The organism is Rhodospirillaceae bacterium, from assembly GCA_018660465.1.
GTDB lineage: Bacteria > Pseudomonadota > Alphaproteobacteria > Rhodospirillales > JABJKH01 > JABJKH01.
Genome location: JABJKH010000018.1, coordinates 1 through 16,312 on the forward strand (window position 1 = coordinate 1; position 16,312 = coordinate 16,312).

General features: G+C 51.9%; 9 protein-coding genes and 1 pseudogene. 6 read left to right on the forward strand and 4 right to left on the reverse strand.

The window, feature by feature from the left end; translation table 11 throughout:
- Nucleotides 1–1,958, reverse strand: a 1,958-nt coding sequence (locus HOM51_03475) for a hypothetical protein (protein MBT5033559.1), incomplete at its 3' end; no start/stop codon positions are given.
- Between the two features lie 109 nt (nt 1,959–2,067).
- Here HOM51_03475 and HOM51_03480 point away from each other — a divergent pair.
- The gene (locus tag HOM51_03480; GenBank protein MBT5033560.1) at nt 2,068–3,759 is read left to right on the forward strand and encodes a HAMP domain-containing protein; all 1,692 of its coding nucleotides are present in this window, start codon (nt 2,068–2,070) and stop codon (nt 3,757–3,759) included.
- Nucleotides 3,760–3,803: 44 nt separating this feature from the next.
- Here HOM51_03480 and HOM51_03485 read toward each other — a convergent pair whose 3' ends face one another.
- The 3 genes from HOM51_03485 to HOM51_03495 form a co-directional block, all read right to left on the reverse strand.
- The gene (locus tag HOM51_03485; protein ID MBT5033561.1) at nt 3,804–5,012 is read right to left on the reverse strand and encodes a S8 family serine peptidase; all 1,209 of its coding nucleotides are present in this window, start codon (nt 5,010–5,012) and stop codon (nt 3,804–3,806) included.
- Nucleotides 5,013–5,515: 503 nt separating this feature from the next.
- A complete protein-coding gene (locus HOM51_03490) occupies nt 5,516–9,415 on the reverse strand; it encodes a response regulator (GenBank protein MBT5033562.1) in 3,900 nt (1,299 codons plus the stop codon).
- 43 nt (nt 9,416–9,458) lie between these two features.
- On the reverse strand, nt 9,459–10,484 hold the full coding sequence (locus tag HOM51_03495) for an amino acid ABC transporter substrate-binding protein (GenBank protein ID MBT5033563.1): 1,026 nt from the start codon (nt 10,482–10,484) through the stop codon (nt 9,459–9,461).
- A 195-nt stretch (nt 10,485–10,679) separates the two neighbouring features.
- Here HOM51_03495 and HOM51_03500 point away from each other — a divergent pair.
- From HOM51_03500 to HOM51_03520, 5 genes and pseudogenes are all read left to right on the forward strand, one after another.
- Nucleotides 10,680–11,806: pseudogene (locus HOM51_03500) on the forward strand (IS3 family transposase).
- Nucleotides 11,807–12,224: 418 nt separating this feature from the next.
- Nucleotides 12,225–12,833, forward strand: a complete 609-nt coding sequence (locus HOM51_03505) for a hypothetical protein (GenBank protein MBT5033564.1) — start codon at nt 12,225–12,227, stop codon at nt 12,831–12,833.
- 289 nt (nt 12,834–13,122) lie between these two features.
- Nucleotides 13,123–13,329, forward strand: coding sequence for a helix-turn-helix domain-containing protein (locus tag HOM51_03510; protein ID MBT5033565.1), 207 nt, complete (start codon nt 13,123–13,125; stop codon nt 13,327–13,329).
- Between the two features lie 177 nt (nt 13,330–13,506).
- Complete coding sequence (locus HOM51_03515) at nt 13,507–15,216, forward strand: site-specific integrase (protein ID MBT5033566.1); 1,710 nt, start codon at nt 13,507–13,509, stop codon at nt 15,214–15,216.
- 1 nt (nt 15,217) lies between these two features.
- Nucleotides 15,218–16,312 carry a site-specific integrase gene (locus tag HOM51_03520; protein ID MBT5033567.1) on the forward strand — a complete coding sequence of 365 codons (1,095 nt, stop codon included), beginning with the start codon at nt 15,218–15,220 and terminating at the stop codon, nt 16,310–16,312.

The following is a 16,312-nucleotide window of genomic DNA, read 5'->3' on the forward strand; positions in this document are numbered from 1 at the left end:
CCGGCGATAGAAAGATCGGTGTCGCCGCCCGCTGCCCGGTCCAGCTCTACCTCAAGCGCGAAGTCGATCTTTTCGCCTTTCAAGTCGACCTCGAGATCACCCTTCACCCCGATATCGATGACCCGTTGGTTGTCCGCATTCCGCTGACCCTTGATCGCCAGTTTGCCGTCCTTGAAAGTTCCAGCACCCGGCAGCCCAGGCAACGCCAAAGTCTGTAGCGGTACGTGTAGGTCCAGGTTGTCGAGAAGGACGTCGCGGATTTCCTGAGCGTTTCCGGTGGCATCGCGGAACACTACCGGGTTCAATGTGCCCCTAAGCGGCAGGTTCGAGGTATCGGTGCCAACTTGGCTCAGCAGAGTAGCAATGCTGCCCGAGGCCTCAAGGTTCATGCGGGCAAAAAGATTGAGACCTCCCTTGAAATCCAGTGTTTCCGCCGTCGCCTGCAACGCCGAAGCCACCTCCGTCTGTAGACCAGATGTCCGTACGCCGTTCCTCGCTTCACCCGTGGGAACCCAGACAAGCGCCGTGGACTTGAAGGTCGCGGCGTCGAACGCCGTTTGGCCCAGCTGCGGCAGGAAGGTCGAGAACTTAAACTCGGACGGCAGGGCAGCGAGGTGAATTTTTGACTGTGGCGTCGGCTTGAAGAGGATGACCTTGGCCTGCGTATCCTTGATTGTCGCCTGGGCCTCGACGAAGCCGTTGGTGATGGTGGCGCCGTCGAGCTGAATGTCGTCGACTCCCGGCACGTTCGCGGAACCGATAACCTCAGCCACCGTGACCTGAGTTTGAAGCGAGACGCTCGGCACGAACTTGCCCGCTGAATCCGGCACCAGGGCGACCGAGAGGTCGATATCCTTATTCCTGAACGTGGTCTTGGCCTTTAGCGACGTGGTCCATTTGCCGGCCACGCTAGTGGCAGCAATTGACATATTCGTCAATTGCACCGGGATGAAAGACGGCAGGTTGAGCCGGCCCGAAGTGGTGCCGGAAAGGGCGATGTTGGTCTGGGAGTTCTGGGGATTTTGGGAATTCTGGGAATTCTGGGAATTCTGACCGCCAGTGCGGGTGAAGTCGATCTCACCCTGGAAGTTGACCGTCTGATTGGCGAGCCTCAACGCCAACGCGGCCAAGATGTCGGTCTCGACGACGCGGGACCCGTCGTTACCCGCTGCGCTATGGAACCGAAGGGCTGCGCCCTCGGCGAACACGAGGTCAGCGGGTAAACCCTGAGGCTTCAGAGCCGGGAGCGGTATTCTGAGATTGAGCTTATTTAGGATCGTAGCCCTGAGCGCCGACGCATTGTCGTTGGTAGCCACTTGAAAGATGGCGGGATCGAGCGCTCCGCTGATCGGTAAGCTCGCGTCCTGGACGGCAACGAGCGAGAGCAGGGCAGCGGTCTGCGTGGCCTCGGAGCCGTCGATGCGGCCGAAAAGGGTAATGCCGCTGGTGACCGTGGGGTTCCTTGCGCCCGAGGCTGCGAGGGCGTCCCCAACTGCCTTTGGCAACGAGCGCGAGGACAGTTGCGCCGGATCGCTTCCGGCCGGGGCGACGATTAACACCGGTGAGGGAAGCGCGATTTCATCGAGAACCGTCCCGTCGATCCCCGGCACGAAGTCGGCGAAATTGAAGGCAGTCGGGAGGACCGCCGCGTAAGTCTGGTCGTTGAAGTTGAAACCGACGAGTTGGGCCGAAACGCCCTTCACCGTGACAGTCGCCGTGGTTACGTCCTTGATGGTCTGGACGCCGGTGACGGCAAGACCGCCGAGGCCCTGGATCGAACCGAGGACTTCGAACGTGGTTCCCGCCGTCGGCGGGCCGTCTTGCGGCGCCTGTGCCAGTTCGACGAAACCGGCACCAGCCGAATCCGCTGACCAAACTCCTAGGACAATCAGCCCCGCGACCACAAAAGTTGAAACTTTCACCGAGAAGGATCGCTTGAGCGCTCCGCACCCGGTCATTGTCACCGCCTCCCCTGTTACAAACACGTGTTATTCACGCATTATGCTATAACTATTGCGCATTTTGGGGTTTGCGTCCAAAGTTATTTAGAAAGCAAGAATCAGCAACTTGGGTAGTGGTATGCGCCTCAAAATTGGCCAGAAGATTTTCGGCATCGCCTTAGTGGTTCTGATATTTATGGTTACTGTCGCCGTCTATTCCATTCGGCTCACCGCCAATATTTCCGACGAATTGGACACTATTGCAGGGAAGCACATGCCCGTGACCGAGGCGGTGACCCGGGTCAACGTTCGTACGTTGGAGCAAGGTGTGTTGCTGCAACGTTTGTTCGTCCTGGTTGAAGACGACTCGCCGAATAAATCGGTAGCTCGCAACCGGAAACGTTTCGATAATTTGGGGGCTAAAATCGCCGGAGAATTCGAAAAGGCGCGGCAACTGCTTCGCGCCGATGCGCGGGTTGCCACGTTGAAAAAATCGTTGATCGCGATTGAGACCGCCCACAAGACTTTTACGGACCATGGCGAAAAGCTCGTGGCGGCGCGGGTGGCCGGTGACTTGCACTTGTTCGACACTTTGGCGCCTATTCTCAATTCGCATCAAGACGCGGTCAACGCCGAAATCGCCAAGCTGCGACGCCATATCGAGGGACTGACAAACGCCGCCGTACTGAGGGCCGACCGGGACGAGAAGACCCTGCTGACCACCAATATCATCCTGACCGCCTTTGCTGCCCTGCTTGGATTCGGTTTTGCCCTTATTGTCACACGGGTGATCGTCCGCGCCGTACGCAACCTAGTCGCCGGAACGGAAGCCGTCGAGGGCGGCGACCTCGATACTGAGGTGCCAGTTACGTCCCGCGACGAAATCGGCCGGCTGACCAGCTCGTTCAACCACATGGTTGGCGAGTTGCGCCTGAAAGAGCGCATCAAGGAAACCTTCGGTAAGTACATGGACCCGAGGATCGTCACCAATCTTCTGGACCACCCAGAATTCGCCGAACCCGGTGGAGAGCGCCGCGAGATGACGGTGATGTTCATCGACCTCAAGGGCTTCACCTCGATCTCGGAGGCGTTGGCGCCGGACGACCTGATCAAGATGATGAACCGTTTCTTCGGCCACATGACTGACGCCATCTCCGAGAACAATGGCGTCGTCGACAAGTTCATGGGTGACGCCGTCATGGCCTTTTGGGGGCCGCCGTTCACGGCGGCGGATGAACACGCTACGTTGGCTTGCCGGGCCGCCGTTCAGGCCCTCGAACATCTGGAAATGTTTCGAAACGACGTAAAGCGGGAGTTGGGTTCCAAGGCGGAGTCTCTCGACATCGATCTCAGGATCGGCGTTTCAACCGGTGAGATGATCGTCGGTACGGTCGGTTCCCGGGTATCAATGAGCTTCACCATCATGGGTGATCCGGTGAACCTAGGCGCCAGGCTTGAGGGCGCCAACAAGGCCTACGGCACACGCGCTATGGTTTCGGAGCGTACCCGTGATTTGGCCGGCGACGGTGTTGCTCTGCGAGAACTCGACCTGATCAAAGTCAAGGGCAAGAACGAGCCTACGCGGGTTTACGAACTGCTGGCGGAATTGAACGGGCAACCGGGGCTGGATAGCTTCCATGTCGGACTCGAAGCCTATCGGAAGCAGAATTGGGACGCCGCTGATACAGCCTTTAGGGCGTGCTTGGACTCAAATTCGGATGATTCCGCCGCCGCCGTCTATCTAGACCGCGTCGCTCACCTCCGCGCGGAGCCGCCGCCCGCCGGTTGGGACGGCGTTTGGGTATTCGAGACCAAGTGATGCTCGAGTGATTTTGGGGTCATTATGAGTACATGACCTGTTGATCAGCAAGGCGGGTTAACATGAAGAAAACCCCAGCCCGAGAACTTGTCCCATTTCTTTCTTCCATGTGCGGCAGTGTTTTTACGCAAATACGCACGCATTTGATCTAGATTTTTGATGCCTTTATATTTAATCGCCGCAGCGGCGAAGGCAGCAACGATAGGCGATGCGAAAGATGTTCCGGACATTAACCTACCGCCACCTGGAACTGCAGTATAGATTTTGACGCCGGGGGCCGAAAATTCAACGTAGTCCCCGGCCGATGAAAACTTGGCTGTTTTATCAAACCTGTTGGACGCGGCGATCGCAATGACATGCCGAAACGCCGCTGGATAGGATTTCTTTCGAGTGAGGGGTCCGTTATTTCCAGCCGACGCAATCAAAATGATGCCGCGCTTGTGGGCACGCTCAATGGCCCTTTTCACCAGTCGATTGGCCGAGCCACCAATAGAAAAGTTGATGACCTTTAAGCGTTGCTTAAGCAACCAATTGACTGCCAGAAAGATGCCTTTCGCGCTGGCCCTTGATCGCCCTTTCTTGTCTTTTTGGAAAACATTGGTAGCGCTCAAATGCGCGTTCGGCAACATGTTGCCCCATGTCGGGCCGCCGACCAGCACGGATGCCACCGCTGTTCCATGCGCGATGGAAGAAATTTTTTGGCCTTTACGATGGAATGAACGGTAGGTGACATTACGCCCCTTGAAGGCCGGGTGCTTTGTGTCTAGACCGCCATCAACGGTTCCCATCCTGATGCCTTGTCCACAACCCGATTTTGGCGTCCCCCAATTTGCCGCCCGCCGGCTGAAATAGTCCGTTAACTTTCTGTACCGAGCGTGCAATCCAAAATGGTGATTAACGTCGGCGATCACGTTCGGATGAAACTTGTCATGCAGATGGCGAACCTGAAAAGGATGATGGCCGCTGTCGATCTTTAAATGATATAGTGTTGACTGCATTGCGTCCAAACGTACAACATCAACGATCGAGAAACCCAAGCTAGGGATGCTTGTCAGGTAGCCGGGCGGTGGGTCCAGTACTAGAAATTCGTTCTCATGATGCTCGTGGTCGTCTTCGTGCTGCTTCAGATTTTGGACTGATGGTAGCTCGGACTTTTCATCCACTTGTGCCGTCTGAGCACAGCCCATGAGATAAAGACCGGATAGGACCAAGACGAAGGCTGAGAGGTGGCTATTTTGTCCGAGGGCGCGCAACTGAGATCTCCCATCCTCATCGAATTTTGATGTTTAAACGAACGCACTTCCTATGATCATTTAATCGCCTATGAATATCAATATTTTAAATTCATGCCATCTGGCGCTTTGAAATTCAGTTCAGAACCGCCAATTTACTTTTCTCTATCTTTAAGTAGAAAGCCCCAGGCCAAGTAATTCATCCCCCATACAGCCCTACGCCACGGTCAAAGATCGAGAAAAATGCCTTTACGCCGGAATGAACGACCATGTGGCCAAACCCATTGGTCCCAATAATCTGTTCGAGACGTTGACCAGGAGGACTACACCGAATCATTACGTCCGCTTTTAGGGGGTAATGCATGTGTTGCATCGACCGGTTGAGGCGGCAACCCAAAGCGGACATTTTAGGGGGTCGGTTAGGGTTACGTACCGCAGAGGTCAAGACTTGAATTGTGGTAAGTTCGGTAAGGCATGGAATTTGTCTGGATCTATGCTTCCGATACTAAGCCGGATGGCACAGGTTAAGATTCATACGGCCTTAGTGCCTCCACTACGATGTCACGTGTTTCAACAAGAATGGCGACCGCGGCGGCGGCTTCCTCAAGCGCACGAGCTGCCGCGTCCTCGGTTTTATCATGTATCGATTTTTCCAGCGCCATCGTCGCCTTGTGTAAGGCAGTCGCGCCGAGGTTTCCCACGATCCCCTTCAATGTATGGGTCAACACGCGCGCTTCTTCCCAATCTTGATTGCCGAGCGCGCGGCCGATGATGTCGGTATCCGTGATATGTTCTTCAAGAAATTGCTCAAATAATTTTTGATACAATTTCCGACGGCCTCCAATTCTCTCAATCGCCGCCGCTAAATCGAGCCCGGGAATTTCTGGCAACGCTTTTACGTCGGTTTTATCGGTATTGGCCAACAACGGAACATTTTGTTCGCCCTCACTGCCGCCCTGTCCATCTATCAATTCAATTTTCGTTGGTGGTTCTCCCGGCATCCATTTTCTCAGCACCGCGTGTAGCTTCGGCAATTCGACTGGCTTAGATAGAAAATCGTCCATACCAACCTCAAAACAGTGGTCTGCCTCGGCCTTGAGCGCACTTGCCGTTATCGCGATGATGGGAAGACGCTTGCCGGTATCAACTTCACCACGACGGACTGTCTCCGTCAGACCAAAGCCGTCCAAATTTGGCATATGGCAGTCAGATAGGAGTGTCGCATAAGATTTGTTGCCGAGCGCCACTAGAGCCTCTTTTCCATCATTCACAACATCGGCAGCATATCCGAGATAATTCAATTGCCGGAGGAGAACTTCCTGGTTCGTAAGATTATCTTCGGCCAGCAAGATCAATTGTCCGGCGGCTTCTGCTTGTTCTACGCTGGGACCTTCCCCGACGCCTTCAAGCGTATCCACGTTGTCGTAATTTACCTCCGGGCTGGCGCGCCCCGCAGCAACCGCAATGGCTCTAATGAAGGCTGGACGCTTATTTGGACTGGTCTCAATGTAAACTGTATTGTCCAAACTCGTCTGTATATTCTGCTTCCTGGTCGGGTTGCCAACGACGAATGCCGTGTTCGAAATTTTTGGCTGCGACTGAATGTCCTTGATGATGTCGAATGCTTCCTCCAACGGCACACGAGGGCCCATAAAAACAACATCAACCGGAACCCCATTTTTGACCGCCACATTCAAGGCATTCGGCATTTCGTTTGGGTCTTTGTAAGCCGTAACTTTTGCCCCCCAATGCTCAAGGTAGGTGATAACGAGTTCATTATTTAAGACGCATATAATATTTAGGTCGCTGAGGTCATAACCATCACTCTTAATATTATGTTGGCTGGCTATTGGCAGGGTCAGGGTTATGCTGAATACGGAGCCTTCGCCAAAGACGCTCTCGACCACGATCTCACTGCCCATCAATTCCGTCAACCGCTGGCAAATCGTCAGACCGAGTCCGGTTCCTCCATACCGACGTGTGGTTGAGCTTTCCGCCTGGGTGAACGCCTTGAATAGGTTCGACATCCCCTCTTCGTTGAGGCCGATACCGCTGTCGATGATCTGAATTCGGATCGTCGCTTCGGCCTGGGCGCTATTATCTAGAAGGTCAGCACGAACCAACACGCCGCCTTCCTCTGTAAACTTGACTGCATTCCCTGCCAGGTTAAACAAAATTTGCCGGATCCGGAGTTGATCGCCCATGACGGCGTCTGGAATTTTTGGATCAACGTAGGTGCGAAGAAAAATATTCTTGCCCCTGGCCGTCGCCGATAGGGTCTCGGCAACACTATCAATCGCGTCACAAATCGATATCGGAATGGATTCAAGTTCCAGCTTGCCGGATTCAATTTTGGAAAAATCAAGAATGTCATTAATGATCGTAAGCAACGAATAGGCAGACCTGCGGACTGTATCCACCATTTCACCTTGATCATTCGTCAGCTTGGTCTGTTGCAAGAGATCAATCATACCGATGACACCATTCATAGGTGTGCGGATTTCGTGGCTCATGGTGGCGAGAAATTCAGCTTTAGCTTGATTTGCATTTTCGGCAGTGATCTTGGCTTGAGCAAGCGACTCTTCAAATCGCTTACGATCTGTGACATCAATAACAACCGATACCGAGCCCCCTTCGGCAGATGGTGCCTGGCGCAACTCGATGACTCCTTTCGGTGTGTTCACCTCAAACGTTGTCGCCGTCTTTTGCCGAAGTACGCCCATCCTTTTTTCCACAATTTCATCAAATTCCACCGGACCATAATCTCCGCGCTTGGCGATATATTGAACGACGCTAAGGATAGGTCGACCGATTTGAATCAGATCATCAGGAACGTCAACAAGTTCCTTATACCGATCATTAATTAGGCTATAGTTGAGGTCTTCATCTAGCTGAAATATGCCATCTGTCATATTGTCCAAGGCATTACGAAGGTGACCTTCCGTGCGTTTACGCTCGGTGATGTCAGTCGTGGTGACGACAAAGCCCCCTGTCGGAACCGGATTGCTCAGTATGTTAATAGCGCGCCCGTTTTCTCGAACCATATCCCGTTCCCAGACTTCCGTCATGCGTTTCGGGTCCCTAATAGATTTGAGCACCTTGTTCAGATTGCCCTTTTCGTCTTTCCTCAGGGTTGCGCCGACAATATTGTCGAACAATTCTCCTTCCCTAAACAATTCATCGGGCAGATCAAATTGCTCCTTATATCGATTGTTGTAGGTCACCAATTTCCAATCGGCGCCATACATGGTTATTCCCTGGCCTACGCTTTCCAAGGTCAAGTTGAGGAGCCGCGTCTGCTCGGCGAGGGCATTTTCAGCGAAATTGCGCTCTATAACAGCCGTCCGTAACGTCTGTAACGCCATACCTATAGTTCTGAATTCGTCGTGCCCAGTGGCCGGAATATCCGTTTCCGTATCGCCGTGAGCAAGGCCTTCCATAGCAGACGCAAAGTTATGAAGTCTGGAAAATACGGACAGACGCAGAAGCAACCAACCAAGTAAAATACTTGCCAATACAACTACGGCAATGATTCCGATGCCTTGATTTCGAAGCGATGCAATTGACCCTTTAAATTGTGAAACGTCCTGGGTTATGGTCGCCACGGCCCAGAGTCCTCCCATCGTATCGGTGATCTCGACACGCAAAGTTTCCAAGTTAACGGTTGCTGGTTTGGCACTACGCTTAGGTTGAAGCAGATTTGTTTTCAATTCCTTTTCAGGTGTTTCTAAGCTCTCAAATAAAAGATTGTCCCTTTGGTCAAAAAGCCTGAACATTCCGCCGAAAGCATCGCCCATACCAATCAATTCGGGCGTTGGGTCGGTGACAAACTCTATGAAGCCGAAAACCTGAAATCCCCCAATTGGCGCGATAATGCTGTGAACAGGCTGGCCTTTGGGAGTCCTCCATAAAAATGTCGTCTTTTGCCGTTTCTGACTCAGATTGCGCTGTTTCAGCCGGTCAAAGATTTTGCGGTGCATGGCCAAATTTTCGCCAGATCCCTTCTCCGCCATTGCGAAAACTTCCATACCTTTGGTGTAAACTACAACATTGCGGAGGCGGACACGACCTTCGGCCACCTCTATCGTTTGCATCATACGACTGGCGGCAATTCGGGCGGTACCAGGAAGATTCTCCTTAACGGCTGCAATTAGTGTTGATAGGCGTGCCCATTCGTCGGTAAAGGGAACAATCTTTTTTTCATATTGCTGGACGATCCTTTGCTTCACCAGAAAGGTTGCCATCGTCTTTGTTGATCTGTTCTGGGTATCAATTGCGAAACGCTGATAGGTATCGGAAACCCACACCAAAGTGCCGACCATTGCAAATGAAGACACCACAACGATTAACATCAATACTCGGCGCAAGGTCCACACGACCGAGCTACTCCGAGTAGGATTATCGGAGCGATCCGCTAACTTCATTTGATCCATCGCGTGCAGTCAATCATTACTTATATATGCCCTGTTACCGAATTGGCATTGGATAGTGAAGACCGCCGTGCTTCCATAAGGAATTCACACTACGTGGTAACTTCAAAGGAGAATTGAGACCGACATATCGTTCATAACTCTCAGCGTAGTTGCCGACCTGTTTAATTATTCGGTAAGCCCATTCATCATCAATGCCAAGTTTTTTACCCATACCGCCTTCAAGACCGAGCAGGCGACGGATAGTCGGACTTTTAGATTGCCTCATTTGGTCAACATTTTTTGAGGTCACACCGTTCTCCTCAGCCTCGAGCGTGGCATATAATGCCCACTTAACCAAATCTAGCCATTGATCGTCTCCATGACGGACAACGGGGCCAAGAGGCTCCTTGGAAATCACATCGGGTAAGATCATATGATCATCCGGATTTTTCAAAATTAAACGACGCGAGGCCAAAGCGGACTGGTCGGTCGTGAAGGCATCGCATTTACCCTGATCATAAGCTTCGGCAGCGTCAGAGGAGCCATCATATTTCTTAGCCCTGTAGGTCATATTATTCTCTCTGAAATAATCGCTGAGATTGAGTTCAGTCGTGGTCCCAACTGCAAGGCATACCGTCGCACCACCCAACTCTTTAGCACTCTTTAGACCTAGAGCCTTGCGCACCATAAAGCCCTGACCATCATAATAATTAACCCCGGCAAAATTGAGGTTGAGCGCTGTATCACGCGCCAAGGTCCATGTTGTATTGCGTGACAAAATATCTACTTTTCCCGTTTGCAGTGCGGTAAATCGATCCTTTTCCGTCAATGCAAAATATTTTATTTTCGTCGCGTCTCCAAGCACAGCGGCGGCTAAAGCTCGGCAAACATCGACATCCAACCCAGCCCATTTGCCTCCCTTATCGATGCTTGAAAAGCCGATAAGATTTTGGCTTACTCCGCAATGGAGAATTCCTTTTTTCTTCACCTCTTCCAATGTAGTCGCGTTGGCAGAGGTCACGAATAAAGATGTCGCAATCAGCGCTACTGTCGCAACAGACTTGATTATATTGTTACCCATGATCTCAAATATCTCCGAAGTTCGAATCAAAATATGCTCTCATAAACTTTTTATAGCACGTCTATTCCTATTATAGATTTCTGCAATGTTTCTAAGTTGAAATAATTATTAGGGTCCATAAAAAATTGCGTTGTCTGAGTGATCCTCCCCCACTGAGTTGGTCCACCCTTATAGTTAGTAAAGGAGGACCAAATAATGGGTATCAAGAGACATCGTCCGGAAGAGATCATTACAAAATTACGGCAGGTTGAGGTGCTTGTCGGCCAAGGAATGGCGCGTGTGGATGCGATCAGGAAAATTCAGATCACAGAGCAGAGCTTCTACCGTTAGCGTAAGCAGTACGGTGGAATGGGGACCGCTCAACTTAAAGAACTGAAGCGTCTTCAAAAGGAGAATGAGCGGTTAAGACGAGCCGTTTCTGATCTGACTTTGGATAAGTTGATCCTGACCGAGGCCACAAGGGGAAACTTCAAAGCCCCGCGCATCGTCGAGTTTGCATTGATCATGTGCGAAGTAAATTGAACCTATCGGAGCGTCGTATTTGTCGCGTACTTGGCCAGCACCGTTCCACGCAACGACGACGACCACGGGGCCGCGCGGATGAAGAATGCCTTGTGGCGGACATGATCGAACTGGTGCGACAGTATGGTCGATATGGATACCGTAGGATCGCAGCTTTGCTGAGAGATGCCGGTTGGCAGGTCAATGACAAACGTATTGAACGCCTGTGGCGGCGTGAGGGGCTGAAAGTCCCAATGAAACAACCAAAGAAAGGCCATCTCTGGTTGAATGACGGGTCATGCGTGAGATTGAGGCCGGAATACCGCGACCACGTCTGGTCCTATGATTTTGTCCATCACAGAACCGACGATGGAAAGGTCCTCAGGACGTTAAATATTCTTGATGAGCACAGCCATGAATGTCTGGCAATCCGGGTAAACCGCAAGCTCAACTCAACAGATGTCATAGATGTGCTGACTGACCTGTTCATCTTGCGTGGGGTGCCAGCTTTTATCAGGTCGGACAACGGACCTGAGTTCGTTGCCGAGACCGTACAGAACTGGATCAAAGCTGTGGGTGCAAAAACGGCCTACATCAAGCCAGGATCACGCTGGGAAAACGGATACTGTGAAAGCTTCAATGCCCAATTCAGAGACGAACTGCTTAACGGCGAGGTCTTTTATTCCTTGAAAGAAGCACAAATTATCATCGAACAATGGAGGAAACATTACAACACGAAGAGGCCGCATAGTGCATTAGGCTATCGCCCGCCGGCTCCCGAAACCATCATCCCGATGGACCAGGAACCGGTCATGCACTAACATTCAAGGTGGACCAATCAAAGGGGGCTGATCATGAGGATACTATTTTATTGCCAAAAAGCGTCTCTCTCAGCGCAATCCGGTGAAATATCCATTCTGAAATTTCTAACTTTGCCCAGTATAAATTGGCTAGCGGCAATGAGGTAGGCTGGTTTTCGACGTCTGTCCGAGGCCACCGAGCCTGAGATAGACGGAACTAACCCTAGCCCACTCAATCTTAAAACGGCAGCCATCTGATGGCATCACGAACTTCCGCTTATGGCTCCCTCGGCTAATAGCAGAAGTAAATTCCAGCGTCTGATTATGTCTGCTTTTCTGCGATAAGCAGAAGTCGAATTTTGGGATTTGATGTCCGCCAATCCGATTTGGGTATTACAAACTAGTCGAGACAAACAGCGATATCTGCTATCCTTTTCGTATGGAAAATTCCTCGAATGATAACGCTTGGAATAACGTCCGTAAGATCTGGTCATGTTGCGATGTCAAACTGCCGGAGCAGATAGATAATGACCACGCCCATTATCTATTTGACCTTAAGATCATTGCGGCCTTGGTCGTCACTGCTGATGAGGTTAATCGCGTTGATCGATCCCGCAAAACGAAACCAAAAGACATTGCCAACCTTTGCCGAACTTTAACGGCGGCGCTAGCTCAACTTGATGTTCCGACTCTGGCTCGTATGGCCAGCGCATCGGCCATGGATTATAGACAAATCCTCAACGAAACTGTCGCAAACCTGTACTTTCTGGAAACAATATTCGATCGCACAAATGAACCTTCCCTTCCTTGGAAGACAAAACACGAGCTTAATGATATGGCAGTTATTCGACTTGCCGAGGTTTTTGAGGGTCGAACCAATTCCAGCCCAAGCGTTACCCGCCATTGGGAACGTGCCGACCGAACCGGACAGTTCGTAGACTTCGTCCTAAAGTTCTACGAACACATGCTTCCCGATTTCGCATCAACGGTCAGTGGGCGATCAATCCAAGCAAGCCTTGAGAAGCGTGCCCTCTGGTCCCAGGACTAATTTACCCATTTCTATTAGCCGGCAATTAAATCGAGGCCAATTTTTCTAGGTTTTCACCTCCAAAATTGGCCTGGGATTACTTATCGCTCTACGTGACAGAATTAGAGTATGAGCACTCGTGTCCAACCAAATTCTGATCAACCTACCACAAGCCTGGAGGCAATTGTGCGACTCCTCGCACGACAAGTGGCAAGGGAATGTATTTCTACGTCCCTGTCATCGGCAGCATCTGTGACATTACCTGATAGCACTACCCCAATCCCCCCACCCAACAACAAAGGAGACCATCATGAGTGATGATGAAGTTGTGATGCCCGAGCATTCCCTGCCCACTCTGTTCACGCTCGAACAAACTGCTAAACATCTCCAGGCATCAACCAAAACGATCCGTCGTTGGATTGATGCCGGTGATTTGGTGGCACACCGTATCGGGCGACAGTTGAGAATCAGCGAACCTGACCTCCAAGCATTCATTCGAACACGGCGGAACTCATGAGTATTCATGGTCACTATTGTCCAGTTATGTCAGTTCTTTATAAAGTAATAATGAATATATATGTAAGTAACAGGGGATCTTTTAGTCATAGTTACTTTAATTATATTTAGTATTTGTCCATTTATGCCTTTCATTACCCACTATTGTCCAAGTATACTCAACATTATGGAGTTAGAGATGACTGAATCCCTACCTATCAACGCATTCGCTGACCCGGATAGCTTGACCCTTGAGAACTTGATCGTCGCGGTTGAAGCTGACGAGCAGATTGGGATTCAGCGACGTAGGAACGTCGCATCTTCAATCCGATCTTTCTGCAAGACGGTCGGCAAGCAGCCGTGTCAAATTCCCGCCCACGCCTCATTCGTGCGCCCTTATCTCAAGCGCCTTCACCCGGCGCAAACCGGCCTGAAGAAGAGCCGCATCTCGAACATGAAGAGCGATCTCCTATTTGCCTTGAAGAGATATGGCCCCGGCAAGGGCAGATCCTACATGGCACCCCTCACCCCCGCATGGCAATGCCTCTGGGACACGAAGGTCGGGCCAGAGGCAGTCTACGACCGACGATCGGTGTCACGCCTTATGCACCTCTGTAGCGCGCAAGGAATTGATCCAGAAGACGTCGACGACACCGTCGCTCATTTATTGTTGCAGTCCCTGATCGACGAGAGCCTGGTGACAGATCCTCGCGGACGCTGGAAAAAGATCCTCTATGCATGGAATAAACTCATCGGCCGCGTTCCGGAATGGCCTCAACGCAAGCTAACCATCCCCAATGACAGTCGAGCGTTCACAATTCCCTTGGAGAAGTTCCCGCTGTCCTTCCAGGACGAGATTGCCATGGCCATGGATCAGTGGGTCGGAGCCGATATTCTTGATGACACCGGACCAGATAAACCGCTGGCACCGGCAACCATCAAGAAGCGTCTGATTCAAATCCGCGAACTTGCCTCTGCTCTGGTTCTCAGTGGCTGGGACATCAAGAATGTTGTCTCAGTTGCCCAGATCGTTGACGTGGCTTCAGCCAAAGTCATTCTACGGTTCTATCTGGACCGAGCCGATGACAAAACCACCTCCCGTGTTCATGGCCTGGCGGTCATGATAAAAATACTAGCCAAGTATGTTGTCGGTGTTGACGACGATCACTTGGAGACGCTGAAGGATCTCTGCAATCGGGTTGATCCGAAGGCCGTCGGCATGACCGATAAGAATCGCGACCGGCTTCGACCCTTCGATGACCCCAGGAACGTCCTCCTGCTGCTGGAACTTTCCCTTCGGACGGTCAAACAGGTTCTTCGGGAGGATCGCGGGTTAGAGCACGATGCTCGACTCGTCCAATGGGCCTTGGCGGTCGAGATCCTGCTTATGGCTCCGGTCCGACTAAAGAACTTGGCCGGTATTCACATCGAACGGCACATTCAACGATCCCGCGCGACTGGAGGAGAAGTTCATCTTGTTATACCGGGCGAAGAGGTAAAAAACGGCGAACCCCTTGACTATCCTCTTCCCAAAGACACTGTCTGGCTCCTGGAGTTGTACCTAAAAAACTTCCGGCCCCGTCTGTGTTCCCCCACGAACCCGTGGCTGTTCCCCGGACGGTCGGAAGATGCCCCAAAGTCCGGTCACACCCTCAGCATTCAGCTGAAGCGTTTTGTCTTCGAAGGAACCGGCCTCGAAGTTAATCCTCATCTATTTCGGCATATTGCCGCCAAGATCTATCTGGACCAAAACCCGGGCCAATACGAGAACGTCCGGCGCCATCTTGGACATCGCTCCATGGAGACGACAATAAAGGCCTATGCGGGCATGGAAACGGCAGCCGCCTCCCGGCACTTCGATGATACTATTCTTAAGCTGCGTGGCTCCACGATGATGGCGGAACTTTAAGATGTCGAGATACCCCAAACACACCCTGACATTGGAGCAATGGCCCACGCCTGATCGGGCGATGTGGGATGCCGTGTTTGCTGAAGGTGATATCCTTGATGGTCGAGGTCCAGGAGCCAACTGGGCACCGACGACGAGAGAGTCAACATTCCGCTCCTACGGCAAATGGCTCACCTGGTTAGCCATGAACACTATATTGGATAATTATGAGACCCCACTTGATCGCATCACTCCGGATCGTGTCCGCGCTTATATCAGTGACCTCAATACAGAGGCGGCATCGCAGACGGTCATGCATCACGTATTGAACCTTCTACTTCTTGCGCAAGCAGCGGCCCCCAAGAGAGACTGGCGTTGGCTGAGAGGTATTCAGAACCGTCTCAAGGTGCGAGCTAGACCGGTTCGTGACAAAGCACCAAAACTGCGTTCGGCCCAAGAGCTTTTTGATCTCGGCATTCGCTTGATGGAAACGGCCGATCATGCGAGCCGTCGTTATAGCCTCGAAGCCCCCCTCACCCAGTACCGTGATGGATTGATCATTGCCCTCCTTGCCGCCAGGCCGATCCGGCTCAAAAACCTAACCGCCGTTACGATAGGTCGACATCTGACGAAGGTCGGCGACACCTACTGGTTGCGGTTTGACGGCTCGGAGATCAAGAACGGCAAGCCAATTGACGTACCGCTGCCCAGAAGGCTGGCTCCGTATATAGACTCCTATTTGACCGAATGGAGGCCGACCCTCTTGGGCAACCATACATCGGACCGGATGTGTATCTCGACGCGTGGTAATGCCCTGTCCGCTAAGAGCCACTACTGGCGCATAACCAGACGGACCAAGGTGGCTTTCGGAATCGAGATTTCCCCCCACCTGTTTCGGGATTGTGCCGCCACGTCTGTTGCCATCGAAGACCCTGGACACGTTCACATCACGGCAAGCATTCTCGGCCATACCACACTCACAACGTCTCAAAAGTACTACAACCAGGCCCATATGCTTGAAGCTGGCCGTGCCGTTCAATTGTCTATAGTGACCTTGCGTAACAACCTCCGTGCCGAAGCACGGGGACCGTATAAAACTCTACCTCAGAGGAGTTAA

Coding starts and splice junctions, on each gene's coding strand:
- HOM51_03520 (MBT5033567.1), top strand. CDS start 15,218: ATGTCGAGATACCCCAAACACACCCTGACATTGGAGCAATGGCCCACG.
- HOM51_03515 (MBT5033566.1), top strand. CDS start 13,507: ATGACTGAATCCCTACCTATCAACGCATTCGCTGACCCGGATAGCTTG.
- HOM51_03490 (MBT5033562.1), bottom strand. CDS start 9,415: ATGAAGTTAGCGGATCGCTCCGATAATCCTACTCGGAGTAGCTCGGTC.
- HOM51_03495 (MBT5033563.1), bottom strand. CDS start 10,484: ATGGGTAACAATATAATCAAGTCTGTTGCGACAGTAGCGCTGATTGCG.
- HOM51_03505 (MBT5033564.1), top strand. CDS start 12,225: ATGGAAAATTCCTCGAATGATAACGCTTGGAATAACGTCCGTAAGATC.
- HOM51_03510 (MBT5033565.1), top strand. CDS start 13,123: ATGAGTGATGATGAAGTTGTGATGCCCGAGCATTCCCTGCCCACTCTG.